Origin of the sequence: Emticicia sp. 17c, from assembly GCF_037153985.1 — a bacterium.
Classification (GTDB): domain Bacteria; phylum Bacteroidota; class Bacteroidia; order Cytophagales; family Spirosomataceae; genus Emticicia.
The window spans coordinates 693,716-713,808 of record NZ_JBBAYI010000001.1 but is presented as its reverse complement, the minus strand read 5'-3'; the positions used below and the strand labels follow the sequence as shown (position 1 = coordinate 713,808).

Genomic DNA, 20,093 nt, shown 5'->3' with positions numbered 1-20,093 from the left:
TTTATTTGCTGTAATTTTTACTGTTGTTATTGCCCTGAAACTCATTGAAAAAATTACTGTTTATTAGTTTTTCATTTATTTGGTTTGTACCGTTTGTACAAGCTCAGATTACTATTCCGTATTTAAACTCAAGTCCGGTTATTGATGGTGTGGCTGATGATTGGGACCTTACCAAAATGACTCCTTACATAAGTAGGGCTAAGCATGTACTTTCGGTTAACCGTGTAATCTATCAATTAGGTTTCGATGAGCAAAATCTGTATGGGATATTTAAAATAACAGACCAGCATCTGACCGATTTAGCCCTTGATAAAAGTGGTAGTACGCGTCTGAACTTTAATGATGCAATTGAGTTATATATTGATGCAAAAAATAACAGTAGCACAATGATGGATGCATCTGATTACCAGATTATCATCGACTTAAATGCTCATGTAACTGTATTTAGGGGGGGAGATAGATTTCTGGTGCAGGTTGAAGAGGCAAGTGTGCCTAAAGACACCATTACTAATAGTTTTGTAATCGAAACACAGAGCATCAAACAGGGAACAATTAATAAAGATAATGATACTGATGAAGGATATGTGATTGAATTTCGTTTGCCGTGGGCATCGCTAGGCACTAGCCCGTCAAAGGGAACAGTTTTTAAAATGGACATTTGCTTTGATGATGCCGACGAGTTTCTGGATATTCGTCCATTGCCAGAAACAAGTCCAATTCCTCATTATAGTTATGAAAGTATAACAGGAAACAGTGATTTCGGGTATCCTGAAAAATGGCTAAGGGCCAAGTTGGTAGGTGAAGCCACCTGGTGGAAAAAACTTAACCAAAAGTATAGCCATTACTGGTTAATTCTGGCAAGCATTATGGGCTTTGTTTTTATTCCGCTCACAATATATCTGAGTATTAAGAATTTTAAATTGAAAAATATTCGCCCTAAATCGGTCGATTTAGACAGAAAGCTAGCTTCAATTTTGCAGGAAACAAAAAAGAAAGATATTGAATCTAAAAACGAGAGGCTATTTGTGAAGCAAGCAAAGCTATATGTAATGGCACATCTTGATACCGACATAACCCCTCTTAGTCTGGCCAACGAATTGGGTGTAAGCCTGCGTCATCTGCAACGAATTTTTAAAGAAGAACTTGACATCACTCCAACCACTTTTATCACTACTTTAAAAATGGAAGAAGCCGCTGTACTATTAAAGAACCCTGATAAAAATATTTCTGAAGTAGCCTATGCTATCGGTTTTTCAGACCCTGCCTATTTTGCAAAGGTGTTTAAAAAGTACTTCAATGTTAGTCCGAAAGAATTCATACGCCAGCTGACTCAGAAACCCTGAAATAATGACTGTATGTATATGCTACTTCCGAATAATTTTCAAGAAAATTAGGCATACTATAATTCCTGTTTTACCTTTACTAGTATTAGTCAATAGGTGGTATACAAAATGTTGTCTGAAACAACCTTTCATGGGCAGAGCTGAGTTATCAATAAATCATAGCTAACCTATTGACAAGGCAATTATAATTATGAAACAGTTATTATAAACTTCTCACAAACTTAAACGATGGAAAAAGTACTAAAAAAACTTCTCGTTTTTTTCTTAACCTTTTATGCCTTTACTGCGGCATTGGCCCAGCAGACAGTACAAATAAAGTCAGAAGCAGCAAACAGCCCTTATGACATTCAGGATAGCGTTATGATTACTACCAGAGATGGTGCCAGAATATCGGCTATGGTAGTAAGAAAAAAAGGTGTAACTAACCCTTTGCCTGCTATATTACAATTCACAATTTATGTAAGAGATAAAGGCAGAGACATGAAGTCGCTGAAAGAATCGGCCGATAATGGTTATGTGGGTGTTATGGCCTACACCAGAGGAAAAAGGTTTAGCCCTGACGAAATCTGGCCTTATGAGCATGAAGCAAATGATACTTACGAAGTAATTGACTGGATAAGTAAACAATCATGGTGCAATGGCTCTGTCGGGATGTTTGGAGGGAGTTACAATGGCTTTACGCAATGGGCTGCTTGTAAAAAACTACATCCTGCACTTAAAACAATTGTTCCGTACGTGGCTAACAGGCCGGGTATGGGCTTGCCTATGGAAAACAATGTATTTGTGAACCCAAATTATGAATGGTCATTTTATGTAGGAAATAATAAATATCTTGATACGTTGGCAGGAAATAACAGGCAGCGTTTCAGAAAAATGATGTTTGACTGGTGGAGACAGGGAATTGCCTATAATAAAATGGATAGCCTCGATGGAGTACCCAATAAATGGTTCCAGCGTTGGGTAAGTCATCCGTCTTTCGATGCTTATTGGCAAAATATGGCACCTTATAAAAATGATTTCGGGCATATTAATATTCCGATTCTGGCATTTGATGGGTATTACAATGACTCACAGAACTCGAGTCTATATTATATAAGAGAGCTACAAAAATACAGCCCCCAAACACCATGTTATCTGGTTATAGGGCCTTATGGACATTTCGGGACACAAATAGGAGGGGAGCGGGTAGTTAACCAATATAAGGTTGACTCCGTAGCTTTATTTGATATTAAAAAAATAACTTACCAATGGTTTGACTACATACTGAAAAAGGGAAAGAAGCCTGAAATGCTGAAAGATAAGATTAATTATGAAGTTATGGGAGCTAATGAATGGAGAAGCGCATCTTCGCTAGATAAAATGAGCAATGCTTCCTTAAAACTATATATGAGCCATAAAAAAGCAAAAGATTTTTATGTTTTAAGTTCTCAAAAACCTATCGGGCAGACATATCTGGAACAAACCGTTGATTTTGCAGACAGAGAAAACAGTAACAATAGTTACTACCCCGACCCCATACTGACAAAAGATATTAATACCAGTAACGGGTACATTTTTATAAGCGAACCTTTAACCGAACCAATGCTTGTTAATGGCTCATTTTTAGGGCAACTAACTTTCTCAATCAACAAAAAGGATGTAGACCTCGGCGTTACTCTTTATGAATTGTTACCAACTGGCGAATACTTTCATTTATCTTATTATATAGGCCGTGCAAGTTATGCCAATGATATTACTACGAGGCAACTCCTTATGCCTGACAAAATTGTTAAGGTTAGTTTTTCAAATACTCACCTCATAAGTAAACAATTAAGTAAAGGCAGCCGTTTGGTTGTTGCTATTAATGTAAACAAGAATCCTTTTTCAGAACTGAATTACGGAACAGGAAAAGTAGTGAGCGAAGAAACTATAAATGATGCAAAAGAAGCTTTACAGATAAAATGGTATAACGATAGTTATATTGAAGTGCCTGTCTGGAAATAAAAATATCCCCTCAGTGATTTTAAATATCTGAGGGGATATTAACAGAAACTTATAACTGAAATACTATTCTGTTTTTAACGATTTTACAGGATTAGTCGTGGCCGCTTTAATGGCCTGAAAACTCACAGTTAGCAATGTAATTAGCAAAGCACCTGTTACCGAAACTACAAATATCCACCATGAAATATCTGTGCGGTAGTCGTAGCGTTGTAGCCAACTATGTAAATAAAAATAAGCAATAGGTATGGCTATAAAACACGAGATAAGCACAAGTATTACAAAGTCTTTCGATAATAACTGCCAGAGGTTCATAACCGATGCCCCAAGCACTTTTCTCACGCCAATTTCTTTGGTACGTTGTTCGGCTACAAAAGAAGCCAAACCAAACAAGCCCAAACAGGAGATAAATATGGCTAGTATGGAAAAGAAAGTGGCCAGTTTTCCAACACGTTCTTCGTCGCCAAATTTTTTGGCGTATTCATCATCAACAAATTTATATTCAAACGGAGCAGCGGGGTCATATTTCTTAAAAACTTTTTCAATCTGAGCCAACGATTCTTTCGGGCTTTTGTCAGGATTCAGTTTAAGAATCGTAACATTTTCTGAGTCTTTAGAAAGATGAAAGAGTGAACCCCGCGTAGGAGCGTAAGGCGACTGCACCACCATATCTTTAATCACTCCTATAATTGTATAAGACGTACCATTCCATTTAAGGGTTTTGCCAATAGGATTTTTGAAACCCAGAAATTTCACGGCCGATTCGTTAATTACAAAGGCTGTGGAATCTGTGGCAAATTCTTTCGAGAAATCACGCCCTTCTTTAAATTGCCAGCCTACTGTTTTGCCATACTCATGTGTAACACCATTATTCGGAAAATCAACCGCTAGGCTAGGGTCTTTACCTTCCCAGTCGAAACCGCCATTTGTATTCCATACTTCGGTAGTAGGGCTACCCGATTCCGTCATGTTAACAATAGCTTTTGAATTAATTAATTCGTTTCTGACAGCCTCAAAATGTTTATGAATATCCTCAGTCATCATGTAAATATTAATCAGCCCGTCTCTGTTATACCCAATAGGACGGTCTTTGGCGTGCTGTATCTGGCGGAAAACAATAATAGTACCTATGATTAATGTAACAGAAACCGTAAACTGTAACACGACTAACACCTTACGAGGCACAGACGCAAACCGCCCCACTCTGAAAGTACCTTTTAGTACTTTTACAGGTTGGAAAGAAGATAAATAAAGTGCCGGATAACTGCCTGCAATTAAGCCTGTAATAATGCTAAAGCTAATACCAGCTATCCAGAATATCGGGTTTGTCCAGAGAATAGATATTTTTTTATCAGCTAATTTATTAAAGAAAGGTAAAGCTATATTAGCAAGCACTAAAGAAACTACAAAAGCAAAAATAACAACCAGCAATGATTCACTAAAAAACTGGGTTATCAACTGGCTACGAACTGAACCAATAGCTTTTCTTATGCCAACTTCTTTAGCTCTTTTTTCGCTGCGGGCAGTACTTAAATTCATAAAGTTAATACAAGCCAGCAGTAATACAAAAATGCCTATTATTCCAAAAAGCCATACAAATTCAACTCTACCGCCTACATTTTGCCCGTTTTTAAATTCAGGGTATAAATGCCATTTACTTAACGGGTGTAAAAATAACTCAGGGTTGTACTTTTGGTCTTCTTTTGCCACTTTGTTGTATTTGGCATGAATAATTTTCTTGGAAACTTTAGCCATATCTGCGTTGTCAGCTATCTGAACAAAAGTCTGTGTAAAGTTACTACCCCACGGGTCATCCATTTTTTTTATCCACTGATTCGTATTCAGGTACAACTGCCACGGCATTATATAATTCATATCTCTAAAGCTCGAATTATACGGGAGGTCTTCATAAATACCCGTTACTTTTACATCGGTTTTATTATCCAGCTTCATTATTTTATCCATGGGGTCTTGCTCTCCAAAAAAAGATTTGGCGTAAGATTCTGACAGAATAATGGAATAGGGTTCTTTCAAGGCTGCCCGTGTACCTTTGAGCATTTTTAAAGAAAGCATTTCAGTTACCTGAGGTTCAAAAAAATTACCACTCTTAGAAAACTTCTTTTCTCCGTAAGTAAGAATATGCCCCGATGTCCATGACGATTGGAGCACATATTTAAAATCGCTACCATAATTATTACGGATTTCCTCAGCTATCAGGTAAGGCATAGAGGTATGAGTAGCTATTTGGCCGTTATAATTCTGGTTCTGCATTACTTGAGCAATGCGGTCATAATTTTCATGATATTTATCGTATGTAAATTCATCATAAATCCAGAGGCCGATTAATATGGCTACTGCCATACCCGTTGCCAGCCCGAAAATATTGATAAAGGAGTATCCCTTATATTTAAGGAGATTCCTGAACGCGATTTTTAAATAGTTACTTATCATAATTTTATATGTTGAGAGAAAAGGTCGTGTTTCAAGATAAAACCTCCAAACCTAATACTGGTTTTACAAAGCTTTTTTGTTGCTCTATTCGGTTTTTAATGATTTTACAGGGTTTGTTAATGCCGCTTTTATTGACTGATACCCAACCGTGCCAATAGTAACCAACAAGATAAGTATACCTATAATGGCATAGAACCACCATTCTATATTTATACGGTAAGCAAAATCTTTTAGCCAGTTATTCATTAAATAATATGAGAGTGGGCAGGCAATAACAAATGCCACACCAACAAGTTTCAGGAAGTCGCTCGAAAGCAAGAACGTAATACTTCTCACCGATGCCCCAAGTACTTTACGTATGCCTATTTCTTTTGTTCGTTGTTCGGCGGCAAAGGCAGCTAATCCGAATAAGCCCAAACATGAGACAAAAACAGCTACTATGGCGAAAACATTAAATAAGGTAGCTACTTTCTGTTCGCTTTTATAAAGGTGGTCATAAGTGTCGTTCAGGAAATGATATTCTAAAGGGCGGTTAGGCATAAACTCATTCCAGATTTTTTCACTGATTCGGATTGCTTCTTGTTCTTTGCCTTTAACAGGTTTAACGTAAACCCCACCGCGCCAGTTATCGCTATTAAATACTACTAAAGGCCCAATTTGCTCATGCAGGCTTTTATAATGGAAATCTTTTACCACCCCTATAATGATACCTTTACTATTATGAAAATGAAAACGTTTGCCAACAGGATTTTTAATGCCGAATTTCTTGACCGCAGCTTCATTTAGAATTACGTTATCTTTATCGCTTAAATTGTTTTCCTTAAACCAACGGCCCGATGCCATTCTTAATGAAAAGGCTTTGTCAAAGTTATGCTCAACTGAAATCTGGGCAACGGTAGGTTGAAAGTCTTCGGGGCGGCCGTCCCAATCGAGGCTTCCGCTATGCGAACTAGCAATGTTAACAATATTCTGACTTGCAGTTGTTACGTTTTCAATGCTTGATTCGGCCAGTAGCCTTGTTTTCATGGTATTAATATCAACTTTAGACTTGATATTCCACGGAATGGTAAACTCAAACATATTGGCTTTTTCGTAGCCTAGTTTTGTGTTTTGTATAAACTTTATCTGTTGAAACACAACTAGTGTTGCTATCAGAAAAACGGATGAGACAACAAACTGAACTACAACCAGGCTTTTTCTGAATGAGCTATTGTTTGACTTCAAGACGTTAAACCCACGCAAGGCGCGTATTGGCTGGAACGACGAAAGCAAAAGAGCCGGATAAATACCAGTTAGCAGAATTGCCAGCAAAGTAGTACCTAAAAGCACCTGCCATAAAGTAATGTTGGTCAGGTTTAAGGTAAAGTGCTGGTCTGTAAGTTGATTAAAAAACGGCAAAAGGCTATAACTTAAACTCAGGGCTATGCCAAGTGCTAACACGCACATAATAACCGATTCTGTCATGAACTGGATAAATAATTGGAGGTATTCGGCCCCGATTATCTTTTTTACACTCACCTCTTTGGCTCTTAAACTAGCTTTTGCCGTTGCCAGATTTACATAATTAATACAAGCTGTAATTAATATTATAAAAGCTAAAGCAAGAAATACATAAGTAGTTTTGGCATCGCCTTGCGGAATATTTGTACGTAGGATACCGTCGGTATGCAAAGCCATGAGTGGTTCTGCTTCGAGTGTAATGCTATCATCAATTTTTCCGGTTTTTTCATCTTTTTTTGCTATCTGTAACAGGCGAGTGATTTTTGCATTCAGTTTTGAAACGGCAGTACCCGGTTTTAGTACCATAAAAGTTTCATAATTGAAGTTGTTCCAGTTGTTATCATTTTGGTAGGTAGCGGGGTTCGACAAATGAACAGCCATCGGTAACAGAAAATCATACTGAAAACTTGAATTAGTGGGGTTATCCTGAAATACTGCCCGCACCATATAGTCGAGGGTGTCAACTCTGATAATTTTTCCGCTTACCTTAGCAGACCCAAAAAGCTGAATTGCTTTTGACTCTGTAAGTGCAATACTTCTAACATTTGCATTGAAATCATCAATGTTGCCATCAATCACCGAGTAATCAAATGCTTTAAACCAATTTTCATCTACGCAGGCTACTTTTTGTTCAATTGATAAACGGCTACCTATTTTTACAGGCATACCATTCCAGAACGGATTTGTTTTCTGGGTGATAACTTCAACTTCAGGCAATTGTTTTGCTTGTGCAGCGAAAGGTAGCGGAGTAGTACCCCAGTGCCATGTTTCTTCTTTATTTACTTTATTGTGCGTAATAATAGTATAAGTATCTGCGGCTTTTTGATGATAACTATCGAAACTCAGTTCGTTCTGAACCCATATAAGCATTAATAGGGCTACTGCCATTCCTACGGCCAGCCCCCCAATATTAATAAAAGATGAAACTTTATTTTTGAGAAGATTGCGAAATGCAAATTTAATGTAATTGCTTATCATAATATTGTTTAGATAGGAGTTAGAAATTCAGACAGGGTATTTTACTGGTTTATCAAGAAATTATATACTTATCATTGATAAGCCCTCAGCCGACGGTATGGAATTCCACATGCGGTTACGTAATGTACGTATGTCGTCAAGTGTACGACTTCCAGAAACTGTTAGCGAAAAAAGCCGTTTACGCCTGCCACCGCGTTCGGCTGTGGCTTCGCCCATGCGTGACAATAACATATTTTTCTCTTCCAATCGGTGTAAAGCTGCGTGTACGGCACTTATGCTTACAGCCCTTCCGGTTTGTCGTTCTATTTCCTCGGTAATAGAAACGCCATAAGCGGTATCGCCAAGTATTGCAACTGTTAATAAAACTATTTCTTCAAATTCACCTAAATAGGTTCTTCTCATATATTTTCGTAAGGTCTCATAAAGTCGAACAAATGATATGCCAAGCCAAAAATGGCCTATAAATAGACCTAAATGACTGATTTTTGACATAATAAGTGTCCGAAATCGTACAGTTTCTTTGTCCGAAACCGTACAAGTGCAAAGGCGTATAAAACAAAAAAAGAATAGCCTTTCGAGCTATTCTTATATCAAGTAGAAAACTGTTAGTTACTGCTTAAATGCTTCTAAAGTTTCTTTCATGCCCACAAGGTAAGGTGTGGGTTTAATATTAAAGAATTTTTCAAATTTACTGCTATCAAAAAAATAATCTCTATCATACTGGTAGCGCATTTCGTAGATTTCTTTCATAAATGGTACAAAGAATGAGGCAAGTTTTATAACAAAAGCCGGAACCAACTGGTATTTATCACTTTTGTCCATTTCTTTCGCAAAAAGCTGAATCCATTCTTCCCCACTCAATAATTGGTTATCAGTAGGTAAATGCCATATCTGATTATAAGCCTCAGGGGTATTGCCAAGTAGGGCAGTAGCTTTGCCAGCATCAGGTATATAAGTAAAAGAGTGTTTAGCTTTGGCATTGAATAACCATTGCGCCTTTTTATTGGCAGAAAGGTTCTTGTACACAAATTCAATCAGCGCGCTTTTATCCTTGATAGCTCCATAAAAATCAGCCGACCGAGCAATAATAGCCTGAAGTTTTCTGGTTTTAATGGCATCTAATATCATTTTATTTAATGCTGCTCTGATTTCACCTTTTTTACTGGTTGGGCTTAACGGCGATTCCTCTGTCATGTGTTTAACGTTGTCGCCACCAATCATATACACGTTATCAAAGAAAACCAATTTTGCCTTATTTTCTATGCAAGCATCAATTACATTTTGCATTAGTGTAGGCCAAAGCTGTTGCCATACACTGAGCTTATATTCAAAGCCAATGGTTAAGTACACAACCTTTGAACCCTCGATAGCTCTGAAAACCTCCTCGCGTTTTGTTAAGTCAGCCTGTAAAAGCAAGTCCGTTTCATTGACTTTTTTAGGGTTTCGGCTTACTAAACGAATGGTATCAGTATAATTTTTTAAGGCTTTTGCAAGTTCGACACCAATTGGGCCGTTTGCTCCAAGTATAGTTTGCATTGTTTCTTCTGTTTAAAATTTGATGAGGCAAAGTTCTTAAACAAAAGCCCTTTTGGTCTTGACAAAAATCAAGAAATTGCTCTTCGCCTGATTCGGCTGAAAGTTTCAGGGGTCATGCCTAACATGGAGGCAATATATTGCAGTGGTACCTGATTAAATAATTCGCGGTTCTGTTGAAAAAAGAAATTGTACCGTTCTTCTGCTGTCATAGATAAGTGACTAAAAATCCGGTCTTCTAATATAGTAAAACATTTGGCAATGAATAATTTCTCGAGTAAATACCATTTAGAAATATTTTTGCCAAGTTGGTTATAATCAGTTTTGTTAATGGTATATATTTCAACATCAGTAAGAGCCTGAATAGTCCAGCGGGCAGGTTGGTCAAAAATAAGACTGGCAAGGTCTGTTACAAAATATCCTTGTGTAGAAATCCATTGCGTTACTTCTTTATCGGGCGTACAGGCGTAGATACGTAACAAACCCGATTTTACAAAACTTAGTTTTTCGCAAAGCCTTCCGGTTTTTAAGTAGAAATCTCCTTTTTTTAATAATTGAGGTTTAAATAACGAACTGATATGTGCTAAATCGTTAGCTTCAACACCAAAATAGGAATTAATGTATTTTTCAAGGTCGGTCATGGCCCTATTCTTTTTGTTATTTCTTAATACTGCGTGCCAAATTAAGAATAATATTTTATGTAGTTTTGATGATTCAATAGCTAATCTTCCAGACACGTATGAAACGTAGCGAATTTATAAAGAATATTTCTCTGGCAACTGTGTTGCTAGCCGATGGCAGTATTATTCCGGCCTTAGGAACAGAATCTTTAAAAACCAAAAATAAACTAAGGTTTGTTGTTGCTTCGGATGGGCATTACGGGCAAAGTAAAACGGATTTTCAGCAATATTTCGATACCATCATTAAAGAAATAAACACACAACACGCTCAGGAGAAGTTCGAGCTTTGTGTAATTAATGGCGATATTATTCATGATAATCCCGCATTTTTGGCTGATGCCAAGAAAACCCTCGACGCTTTGGAAATGCCTTACTATATTACACAAGGAAACCATGATAGGGTGCCGGCCGACTTATGGCAACAAACATGGAATATGCCTTTTGATTATGACGTGGTTGTGAAGGATAACGCCTTTTTGTTTGGTACAACATCGAATATAAAAGGTGAGTATTTATGCCCTAATCTGAGCTGGTTTAAACAGAAACTGGAAGAACATAAAAACAAAAAAAATATCTTTATTTTTATACACATAACCCCAGTAAAGTGGACTGATAACGGGGTAGATTGTCTGGATTTTCAGACACTTGTAAAGCAGTACAAAAACATACGTGGTATTTTTAATGGCCACGACCACGACCAAGAAGGTATCAAAACCAAAGATGGTATTCCGTATTTGTTCGATTCACATATTGGCGGAAGTTGGGGAACTCCCTACCGTGGATATCGTATTGTAGAACTGAAAAAAAATAATGATATACTTACGTATCTGATGAACCCGACGGTAAGAATCAATGAGGCAAAACTCTGATTATTTATTTCATTGTTTTCAGAAAAGCCTCAGCAAAGCGTTTACCCATGATCCGTTGTCCTTCGGAATTAAAATGGACAAAATCACCTTTATGTTGCAGGTCGGCCGTTGAGATTAAAAAGCTATACGGGTCGGTTGATACATACTGCCTGATAGCTTCATTGATATGGTTCCATTGTTCAGGTGTTTTTGAGTAAGTGCCAAGTTCACCAATAAAAATAGGTAATTTGTCATTAGCTGCATAGGTTCTGAATGTGCTAAACAGTTTTTTGAGGTTTTCAGTATATACCTGAGTTGCTGCTGGATTGGCATCACTTTCTCCTTGATGCCAAAGTATTCCTTTCACAATTCCCTGAGTTTTAGCAAATGCCATTTTCTCACGAAAATTGGTCAGGAGTTTTACATGCCTATGTACGGTGTCTCTCAGCCATTGTTTGCTTGAACTACCACCCACTGCCGTAGGAATCAGCAAAATAGTAACAGAATCGTTAAGTTCTTTTATCAGATTCTGAGCGAATGAAAGCCCGCAATCAAGCCCTTTCATGTTAGGTTCATAAAAATGTATTGGTTCTTTTGCCCTGATTAACTGATAATCTTTATCAATAGTCAGAATCCTTGGGTGCGTAATGGTATCAGAGGCTTCGATTACCCCACGGCCAGCCATGTTAGACTGCCCTGCCATCAGAAAAACCCAAGTTTCTTTGCCTGATTTAGTGGAAACAGGTCTTTGGCAGGCATAAGCACCAATTAAAACTAATACTATCAGAATATTTTTTTTCATTTGTCTGAACTATTAAGAGACGGTTTTTCGGTTTGATGTTTATCTAATGCTTTAACCAGTAGTGGTAAAGTAAGCCCCTGAATAATTAAAGTAATTAATACAACCACTATTGAAATAAAAATCAAGGCTTCTCTTTGAGTAAATTTGCTTCCATCGTGTAGTACCAGTGGTAACGATAGGGCAGAGGCCAACGAAACAATTCCACGCATACCTGCCCATCCGATAATCAGAGAGTTTTTCCAGTCAATTTTTTTATCTGAATACAAGCGGGTTCTGAAACCCATTATGTTTTGTGTGCGCTTATCGATGGCTTTTTTCAGATTATTGCTATGGCCAAATATCCAGAATATCCGAAGGACGAGCATAATAAAACTAATTAAGAAACTATAACCAATAAACGGCATAAAATCTTCATGATTAATACTGTTTATTACATAAGGAAACTGCAAGCCTATCAGAATAAAAATAAGCCCATTGAGCAAGAATATGATTACATCCCAGAATGCCTTGTTTTGCTGTTTGGTTTCGGTTGAAAACAGTTTGCCTGTAAAAACCGACAGGCCAATGCCCATAACAACAACTGCCAATACGCCTGAAACATGAATTTCTTCAGCTAGCAAATAAGTAATAAATGGGGTTATTACAAGCGTACTGATAGAAATAAGGCTATTTTGTTTTACCTTAAATAAGAAAAAAGCAACAATTCGAGCAATGAATATACCTACTGCCAACCCTCCTGCTGCAACCACCAGAAACTGAAGCTGGGCTTTCCAGATAATAAAACTTGTACCTGTAATAGCGGCTACGGCAAAACGGTAGGCAATCAGCCCTGAGGCATCGTTCACCAGACTTTCTCCTTCCAGAATGGTAATAGTTCTGTGCGATAACCCCAGACCTTTGGTAACATTAGTAGCTGCCACGGCATCGGGCGGTGACAGAATCGCTCCTAGTGCAAACGACATCGGCCACGTCATTTCAGGCATCAGGTAATGTATTACAATAGCAATGGCAGTTGTAGTTAAAAATACAAGCGGAATTGCTAACGTACTAATTGTAGCCAGATTACTTTTAAATTCTTTGAAAGAGATATTAAAAGCGGCATCATAAAGCAAGGGCGGTAAAAAAATCAGAAATACAATTTCAGGGTTCAGAATAATAGTAGGCGTACCCGGAATAAAGCCTATTCCGATGCCGGCCGATACAAGTAAAATAGGATAAGAAACTTTTATTTTATTGGCAACTGCCGATAAAACAATCATTATTGCCAGAATAAATAATACAATGCTATAATTTTCCATTGGTGTTGGTGCTTCCTAGAGGGCAAAGAAGATGAAAAATAAGCAAAAAGAAAAATATTCTATTCTGACTAAACGAAAAGTTAAGGCATTTTTAATTTTTTCATTTTTTGGTTGTAATCACAATAACCCCATTCCCACCTCTGGCCCCATAAAAAGCTCCGTTGCCATATTTAATAGCTCCAATACTTTCAACATCGCGAACATTCAATGTACCCAGTAAAGAGTTAATTATCTGAGGGTCATCAGTAAAGTAATTATCAATCGAAAAAGCTGCGGGTAACGAGCCTCCTTTAAAACTTTGCGCTCCTGAAAAGCCTATAAAATAGCCTCCATCTACTGGGTTACCACGTACTATTAAGCCCGGTATTTTTCTTAACAAGTCATAAATGGTGTAGTCGGTATCATTCTGATTTATTTTAATATTGTAATCTAAAAGTAACTTGGTCCCAGATTTTTCCTCTGCTATTTCGATCGGTTTTCTGTTGAACTGAATGCCGTTAGTAAGAAACTTATTAGTGCTATCTATCTTAATTGATTTAACCTCAAGTTGTTCAACGGCATCAAAACTGAGTTTGTCAATATTGTTTTCATTGAGTACAAAATCATTAGGCAAACTACCCGATAGCCCCTCGTTTCCCCAGAAATCTCTCATTTCTGCGTTTTTATAGTTGGTAATTGTTCCATCGGCAGTAAATTCAAGGTAATAATTGGGTAATACAATCTGCGAGCGTTTATAGGGGTAATCTTTGAAGGTTAGGCGTACGGCTTCTGTGCGGTTTGTTAAAAACACCAGTAATGGATAGTCTGAATGTAAATAAAAACGATTCGTTTCGGGATCAAACTTGCAGAGTTCAGTATCTGTACAGGCTATAAGAGAACTATCTGCTAACTGTGACTTTACCGTAACGCTGGCATCGTATCGGTCAAGAATTTTAATCATCTTGAAAACAGCAAAACCGTTTTCTTTCAATTTCTTCTGACTGAGTGACTGTAAAAAATATCGTAGTGATTCCTGATAGATTTTTAACTGGTTTTTCTTCCAGAGTAACTCTTGTTTCTCGTCAGTGGGAGTAAGTTTTTCAAAAAACTTATCGCCCGATATTAGGGCTTCTTTAAAATTATGTTCAAACTTGTTAAGTTGGTACGTAATTTTATAACCTAGCGCATTGTTGTCTATCACGAGTGGCTTATTGGCTGTTGCAAGCAAATTTTTATTGTCACTATAGGCAAAATGTACCACTTCGGGGTTTAATATGACACAACTTTCAGGAAACTGCGTTTTGCCAAGCAGGTCGTTAGGGTCGCCGAGCAAGGCTTTCTGAAACATCTTCCATTGTTTAGAAGACTCTTTGGTATTTTCATCAGCAATCGAAACATTATCAGGTTTAAGAGTTATTTCAACTAAACCATTGTTTTCACCAGCATTCAGAATTTCTTTTGCTGTATAAAATTTCGGAGCAGTAGAAACCAACTCCAATTGTTGTATCGTATTGGGGATTTTAAGTGTAAATCGCCCTTCATTATTGGTTAAAGTACCCGTTTCAGAGTTATTGATAAAAACCTTTACTCCTTCAATAGGTAAGCCGTTGTCGCCGCTTATTTTGCCATTAACAAACCAGTATTTTTTTTCATTTTCGGGGCGTAGTGTATTAACCAGATTTTCAGGCGTATCGTTATAGTCAATGATATTTTCACCGGTGTAGTCGTCAGGTAACAAGTTTGAAAAGCCTTCGCTTCCCCAGTAGTCACGTAAAATCATGCCATTAGGTTTGGTAACCCAGCCATTAGGCGAGAACTCGATGTTTCCGTGGCTGAGAACTATCTGCGAAAACTTATAAGGGTAGTCAGCAAAAATAGGAACAGGCGTAAAATGATTAGTCAGGAATACAAGCAGCGGTCTTTTTGAATAAAGTATATACGTATTTCTCAAGCTATCATAACTGCATATTGCTTTTGCCGAACTCTTAAATAATACACTGTCTTTCAATTCTTTACTCACGGTTGTGCGGCCATAATATATCTGCTTTACTTTGTCTTCCTGAAAAATTTCAAAACCGCTTTCTTCCAGTTTATTCTGGCTAAGCATTACCAGAAAGTTTCTGAAAGAGTTATGATAAGCCCGAACCCTATATTTTTTCCATCTGTTTTTCTGGCGTTCATCTTTGGGTTTCAGTTCTTCAAAAAATTTCCCTCCGGCAAAAAAAGTTAAATTACCATCAGATACAAACGAATCCATCTGAAACATTATCTTATAGCCTAAAGCATTATTCTGAATAAAAATAGGCTCAGAAGCAGTAGCAACTACATTTTTATCTTTATTGTATTCTAAGCTTACAACCTCAGGATTAAGTATTTCGCAATCGGATGTAAAGATCGATTCACCCAGAAGGCCATCTTTAAAAATTCTCCATTTTTTACGCCAGTTTTTATCTCTTTTAGCAGTTACCTTAACTTCGTTCAGCAAGTTTGTACTTTCCAGAATAAAAACAAGAGGTTTACTCATTTCTACGGGCGAAAGTATTTTTTTAAGTGTTTTATAGCCTATGAAAGAAACCACAACTTCAACTTTCTGAAGGGTTTTAGGTACTTCCAGCGTGAAACTACCATCGACTTTGGTTGTAGTGCCAATAGAAGTATTATTCACGTATACATTTACAAATTCGAGCGGTATTTTCCCAGATTCAAGTACTTTTCCTTTCAGTGTCCAGAAGTTATTCTGGCCATACGTCTGAAAGCAAATCCCTGCCACAGCAATAGCAAAGAACAAACAGAAGCTCCAATACTTTTTCATAATCAGATAGCTTTATAGTATTATTCAGAATGTTCAAGTTTTTCATAATATATTTCAAATATAACTTTTTTGCTTGAGTGTGGGCGTAGATTTCAACTTTCTTTTCAAAGAGTCGTTTTTTTGCTAGTCTTTGGCGTGATTTTACCAGTGCTTAATTAATTTTTCACAGACCTTTACAAAGTATGATAGTTCGGGTTTGTTATGCACTACACTTTGTAGCTTTGCCGAAAACCTGAAATAAATACTAAAAGCTATCCTGTAATCTATACGAACAAAATCAAATGAAACCTATTATTCAGACATTTCTTCTTATCTGTATTTCTTTTAAACTTTATAGTCAGACAATACCTGCCTTCCCTGGTGCCGAAGGATTTGGTGCTACCACAACGGGAGGCAGAGGAGGGCAGGTAATTTACGTAACTAACCTGAATTGTAGTGGCGCAGGGTCATTGGCTGAAGCCTTGCGTGTTGTGGGTAAAAAATATATTCTTTTCAAGGTAAGTGGGGTAATTCCGTGCGCTGCCGAGGTTTTTCAGGGTGATGTGTATATTGCTGGGCAAACTTCGCCAAGTGGTATAATTGTTCGTGGAATTGTGCTGGACGAAATCTATGAAACCAATACAAACTCCAGAAATGTCATTATCAGGCACCTCCGTTCAAGACCCAAACTAGGAACAAATTTACCTAATCAGGGGTATGTACTTGACGATGCCCTGCGGCTAGATGGGGCCAGTAATGTAATAGTTGACCATTGTTCTTTTGCTAATGCCATTGACGAATCTGTTCAGATTTCAAATTCACACAATATTACGGTCCAGAATTGTCAGTTGGCCGAAACCTTAGGAGACCACTACGCGCTAGGGGGGATGCTCATGAATTATAGCGAAGAAGGCCACCAGCAAGATAACATCAGTATTCATCATAACGTCTGGAACAGAATAGGAGGCAGGATGCCAGAGTTTTCGTGCGAATCGCCTTTTTGTCATAACAGAACCTTGAATTTTGAAGTATCGAATAATCTTTTCTGGGACCAGCAGATTCAAACATGGTATAATCCTTGTACTTCCGGCGGTGATGGCTGCCGTGACTTTCATCTGAATCTTAATTATGTGGGTAATCGGACAGTAGCCCGTAATAGCTATACAGGGCCTATGGCTTCGGCCGATTTGTTAAATAATGCAAGCAATAGACTTTTTGTAAATGGTAATACCATGAGCCAGTATCCGAGCCTGACCGACTACCAGCTTTTTTATTGCTGTAATGATTTTAATACGAATGCACCCAATACTGAATTAGGGGTGGCCAACAGGCTTGGCGTAAGAAATAACTTTCCGCTGATTAGTTATACACAGTCGGGCCAGTTAGTAACTTATGCCCTTGATAATGTTGGGGCATTTCCACGAGACCCTATGGACCGCCGACTGATGGCTCCCCTCAAAAATAATAGCATCGATACGAACCCTATTAACGGAACCGATTATTATAACGATGCTTTTCTGACCGACCCCGCTCAAAGTGCACCCCTTGATTCTGATAATGATGGAATGCCAAACGACTGGGAAACAGATAATGGGCTTAATCCGAATTTGCAAGACCATAACGGTACACAGTTATCTAAAAAGTTTTCGGGTATTGAAGGTTACACCAATCTGGAATGTTATCTGAACGAGCTTTCTGATAAAATAGTCGGTAAAAAAAGTGTTGTTGTTGACCCCGGCGGTGGGACTACTATAACCGATATAGAAGTAAATGCCGACGAAAGAATTTCAGTTGTTGTATCGCCGAACCCTGCCGAAGCCGGAATAACTATCCAGATAAAAGGTGAATTACTACATACATGGCGTTTTGAATTAATAGATGCTTTGGGAAGAACACTGATGCAGGAAAACAACCTTACTGAACCTGTAAATAGTTTTTATTTGCCCAGACTTATTTCGGCGGGAGTCTATTTTGTACGGATTTACTTGCAGGACGGTGTGATTGAAAAAAAGATACTCGTATTAAAGTAATTAGTTGTGCTGGCTCCCAGCGAGAAATATTTTGTAAAGCAAGCAAGATAGATGGGCAATAGAAAGTTGTCAATCTATGGGTATTCTGAAATTGCAAAAACAAAATTCTGTTGCCACAAATTCAGATAATACGTATTACTACATGAGAGGCACTTATGGGCCTCTTTTTATTTATTTGGAAGTATAATTCTTGGTTATTTTTTCTTTAATTTTGGAACTAAAACAAAGGTAAAATCATTCTCTATAAAATTAGTAGATTAAATATCCATCTTTAAACAGTTATCATTATGTCACTCAGATTAGGAGATATAGCACCAGACTTTACAGCAGAAACTACACAAGGTACAATTCATTTTCATGAATGGCTTGGCAATTCATGGGGATTGTTGTTTTCACATCCTGCCGATTTTACTCCGGTTTGTACAACAGAATTAGGTAAAACAGCCCTTTTAAAAGGTGATTTTGAAAGAAGAAACGTAAAGGTGATTGCTGTTTCTGTTGATGACCTCGATTCACACGGTAGATGGATTCCTGATATTCAAGAAGTTAATAATGTGGAAGTAAATTTCCCGATTATTGCGGATGAAAATCGTACGGTAGCTACTTTATATGATATGATACATCCAAATGCTTCCGAAAAAGCTACTGTTAGGTCAGTGTTTGTTATCGGGCCAGATAAAAAAATTAAACTTACGCTTACTTATCCTGCTTCAACAGGCCGTAATTTTCAGGAAATTCTAAGAGTAATTGATTCGCTTCAATTAACAGCTAATTATCAGGTAGCAACCCCTGCTGACTGGAAAGACGGGGACGATACTATTATTGTTCCGGCCGTTTCTACTGAAGACGCCTACACAAAATTCCCGAAAGGAGTAAACGTAGTAAAACCTTATTTGAGATACACACCACAGCCAAATAAATAATTTGCTCGTTATAGTTTTTTCATAGAAAACCGAAAGCCAACACTTTCGGTTTTTATTTTTTGCTTATTTTTGCACAATATTTGCAACAAAAATAGCATTAGATTTATCGAAAAGCTTTGCTATTGTATTTCATGAGAAAGAAGAAAAAGAACCTGACACCCCCAGAAAGTTTTACCAAAAAACTGGCCAGGCGAGTATTTACCTTGAAAAGTTTGTATGCTTTAGTGGTTATTTCTCTTATTATTCTTTATCCGGTTTATGTAAGTGACGGCCAGAAATGGACCTACGTTAGCGATTTTGGTATTAAAGTCCCTTTGCGTTATACTATACACGGTATAGATGTTTCGCACCATAATAAGAAAATTGACTGGCTGAAAGTTAAGCACAGCACCGACGATGACGTTGACATTAGCTTTTGTTTCATAAAAGCGACCGAAGGAACCGACCTGAAAGATCAGGATTTTCAGCGGAACTGGAAAGAAGCCAAACACGCAGGGCTAACCCGTGGAGCATATCATTTTTATGTGCCGTGGGCCAACCCAATTGCTCAGGCAAAGAACTTTATTGAGTCGGTTTCGCTTGAGGAAGGTGATTTTGTACCGGTTGTTGATTTTGAAATTCAAGGTGCAAACCGGAAAGTAAGAGAAAAACTGGTTGCCAATGTAAATACCTTTATCGAGTACCTGAAAAGCCATTATGGGGTAAATCCTATCATTTATACCAACAGGCATATCTATCATAAATATGTTAAAGGTAATTTTGATGCTTACCCGCTCTGGATTTCAGATTATGAAAGCCGTAAACTTGAAGGATTCGAGAACGCTAACCTTATTTTATGGCAGCACAGCACCAATGGCCGCCTCGATGGTATTGGTGGGGACGTTGATTTCAATGTTTTTGTAGCATCGAAAAATCATTTTAACGATATTTGCGTCAAATAATAGTTGTTCCTAACCC

14 protein-coding genes are annotated in these 20,093 nt (G+C 37.6%); 6 read left to right on the top strand and 8 right to left on the bottom strand.

What is annotated here, in order from left to right; all coding sequences use genetic code 11:
• The first annotated feature begins 44 nt into the window (after positions 1 to 44).
• Both WAA15_RS02995 and WAA15_RS02990 read left to right on the top strand, forming a co-directional pair.
• Positions 45 to 1,343 (top strand): helix-turn-helix domain-containing protein, encoded by a 1,299-nt coding sequence (locus WAA15_RS02995; protein WP_337040932.1) that lies wholly within the window; start codon positions 45 to 47, stop codon positions 1,341 to 1,343.
• A 228-nt stretch (positions 1,344 to 1,571) separates the two neighbouring features.
• Positions 1,572 to 3,326 carry a CocE/NonD family hydrolase gene (locus WAA15_RS02990; RefSeq protein WP_337040931.1) on the top strand — a complete coding sequence of 585 codons (1,755 nt, stop codon included), beginning with the start codon at positions 1,572 to 1,574 and terminating at the stop codon, positions 3,324 to 3,326.
• A 63-nt stretch (positions 3,327 to 3,389) separates the two neighbouring features.
• Here the strand turns inward: WAA15_RS02990 and WAA15_RS02985 are convergent, their stop codons facing one another.
• From WAA15_RS02985 to WAA15_RS02965, 5 genes are all read right to left on the bottom strand, one after another.
• Positions 3,390 to 5,774: an ABC transporter permease gene (locus WAA15_RS02985; protein ID WP_337040930.1), complete on the bottom strand. Its 2,385-nt coding sequence runs from the start codon at positions 5,772 to 5,774 to the stop codon at positions 3,390 to 3,392.
• An 84-nt stretch (positions 5,775 to 5,858) separates the two neighbouring features.
• On the bottom strand, positions 5,859 to 8,252 hold the full coding sequence (locus tag WAA15_RS02980; protein ID WP_337040929.1) for an ABC transporter permease: 2,394 nt from the start codon (positions 8,250 to 8,252) through the stop codon (positions 5,859 to 5,861).
• Positions 8,253 to 8,312: 60 nt separating this feature from the next.
• Complete coding sequence (locus tag WAA15_RS02975) at positions 8,313 to 8,654, bottom strand: PadR family transcriptional regulator (RefSeq protein WP_337040928.1); 342 nt, start codon at positions 8,652 to 8,654, stop codon at positions 8,313 to 8,315.
• 207 nt (positions 8,655 to 8,861) lie between these two features.
• The gene (locus WAA15_RS02970) at positions 8,862 to 9,788 is read right to left on the bottom strand and encodes an NAD-dependent epimerase/dehydratase family protein (protein WP_337040927.1); all 927 of its coding nucleotides are present in this window, start codon (positions 9,786 to 9,788) and stop codon (positions 8,862 to 8,864) included.
• Between the two features lie 68 nt (positions 9,789 to 9,856).
• Positions 9,857 to 10,426, bottom strand: a complete 570-nt coding sequence (locus WAA15_RS02965; RefSeq protein WP_337040925.1) for a Crp/Fnr family transcriptional regulator — start codon at positions 10,424 to 10,426, stop codon at positions 9,857 to 9,859.
• Between the two features lie 98 nt (positions 10,427 to 10,524).
• Here WAA15_RS02965 and WAA15_RS02960 point away from each other — a divergent pair, with 98 nt between their 5' ends.
• Positions 10,525 to 11,334 carry a metallophosphoesterase family protein gene (locus tag WAA15_RS02960; protein ID WP_337040924.1) on the top strand — a complete coding sequence of 270 codons (810 nt, stop codon included), beginning with the start codon at positions 10,525 to 10,527 and terminating at the stop codon, positions 11,332 to 11,334.
• Between the two features lie 4 nt (positions 11,335 to 11,338).
• Here WAA15_RS02960 and WAA15_RS02955 read toward each other — a convergent pair whose 3' ends face one another.
• From WAA15_RS02955 to WAA15_RS02945, 3 genes are all read right to left on the bottom strand, one after another.
• Positions 11,339 to 12,115 (bottom strand): sialate O-acetylesterase, encoded by a 777-nt coding sequence (locus WAA15_RS02955; RefSeq protein WP_337040922.1) that lies wholly within the window; start codon positions 12,113 to 12,115, stop codon positions 11,339 to 11,341.
• On the bottom strand, positions 12,112 to 13,413 hold the full coding sequence (locus tag WAA15_RS02950; protein WP_337040921.1) for a Na+/H+ antiporter: 1,302 nt from the start codon (positions 13,411 to 13,413) through the stop codon (positions 12,112 to 12,114). Before WAA15_RS02950 ends, WAA15_RS02955 begins: the two co-directional genes overlap by 4 nt.
• A gap of 100 nt (positions 13,414 to 13,513) precedes the next feature.
• Positions 13,514 to 16,204 (bottom strand): carboxypeptidase-like regulatory domain-containing protein, encoded by a 2,691-nt coding sequence (locus WAA15_RS02945; protein ID WP_337040919.1) that lies wholly within the window; start codon positions 16,202 to 16,204, stop codon positions 13,514 to 13,516.
• A gap of 281 nt (positions 16,205 to 16,485) precedes the next feature.
• Here WAA15_RS02945 and WAA15_RS02940 point away from each other — a divergent pair, with 281 nt between their 5' ends.
• From WAA15_RS02940 to WAA15_RS02930, 3 genes are all read left to right on the top strand, one after another.
• Positions 16,486 to 18,213, top strand: a complete 1,728-nt coding sequence (locus tag WAA15_RS02940) for a T9SS type A sorting domain-containing protein (RefSeq protein ID WP_337040918.1) — start codon at positions 16,486 to 16,488, stop codon at positions 18,211 to 18,213.
• Between the two features lie 287 nt (positions 18,214 to 18,500).
• The gene (locus WAA15_RS02935; protein ID WP_337040917.1) at positions 18,501 to 19,136 is read left to right on the top strand and encodes a peroxiredoxin; all 636 of its coding nucleotides are present in this window, start codon (positions 18,501 to 18,503) and stop codon (positions 19,134 to 19,136) included.
• Positions 19,137 to 19,267: 131 nt separating this feature from the next.
• Entirely contained in the window at positions 19,268 to 20,077 is an 810-nt protein-coding gene (locus WAA15_RS02930; protein ID WP_337040916.1) for a glycoside hydrolase family 25 protein, read from the top strand.
• Positions 20,078 to 20,093: the final 16 nt, after the last annotated feature.

Bases quoted from the DNA above. Each gene is read 5' to 3' on its own strand.
- WAA15_RS02965 (WP_337040925.1), bottom strand. From the start codon at position 10,426: ATGACCGACCTTGAAAAATACATTAATTCCTATTTTGGTGTTGAAGCT.
- WAA15_RS02990 (WP_337040931.1), top strand. From the start codon at position 1,572: ATGGAAAAAGTACTAAAAAAACTTCTCGTTTTTTTCTTAACCTTTTAT.
- WAA15_RS02975 (WP_337040928.1), bottom strand. From the start codon at position 8,654: ATGAGAAGAACCTATTTAGGTGAATTTGAAGAAATAGTTTTATTAACA.
- WAA15_RS02970 (WP_337040927.1), bottom strand. From the start codon at position 9,788: ATGCAAACTATACTTGGAGCAAACGGCCCAATTGGTGTCGAACTTGCA.
- WAA15_RS02955 (WP_337040922.1), bottom strand. From the start codon at position 12,115: ATGAAAAAAAATATTCTGATAGTATTAGTTTTAATTGGTGCTTATGCC.
- WAA15_RS02940 (WP_337040918.1), top strand. From the start codon at position 16,486: ATGAAACCTATTATTCAGACATTTCTTCTTATCTGTATTTCTTTTAAA.
- WAA15_RS02980 (WP_337040929.1), bottom strand. From the start codon at position 8,252: ATGATAAGCAATTACATTAAATTTGCATTTCGCAATCTTCTCAAAAAT.
- WAA15_RS02930 (WP_337040916.1), top strand. From the start codon at position 19,268: ATGAGAAAGAAGAAAAAGAACCTGACACCCCCAGAAAGTTTTACCAAA.
- WAA15_RS02985 (WP_337040930.1), bottom strand. From the start codon at position 5,774: ATGATAAGTAACTATTTAAAAATCGCGTTCAGGAATCTCCTTAAATAT.
- WAA15_RS02960 (WP_337040924.1), top strand. From the start codon at position 10,525: ATGAAACGTAGCGAATTTATAAAGAATATTTCTCTGGCAACTGTGTTG.
- WAA15_RS02950 (WP_337040921.1), bottom strand. From the start codon at position 13,413: ATGGAAAATTATAGCATTGTATTATTTATTCTGGCAATAATGATTGTT.
- WAA15_RS02935 (WP_337040917.1), top strand. From the start codon at position 18,501: ATGTCACTCAGATTAGGAGATATAGCACCAGACTTTACAGCAGAAACT.
- WAA15_RS02945 (WP_337040919.1), bottom strand. From the start codon at position 16,204: ATGAAAAAGTATTGGAGCTTCTGTTTGTTCTTTGCTATTGCTGTGGCA.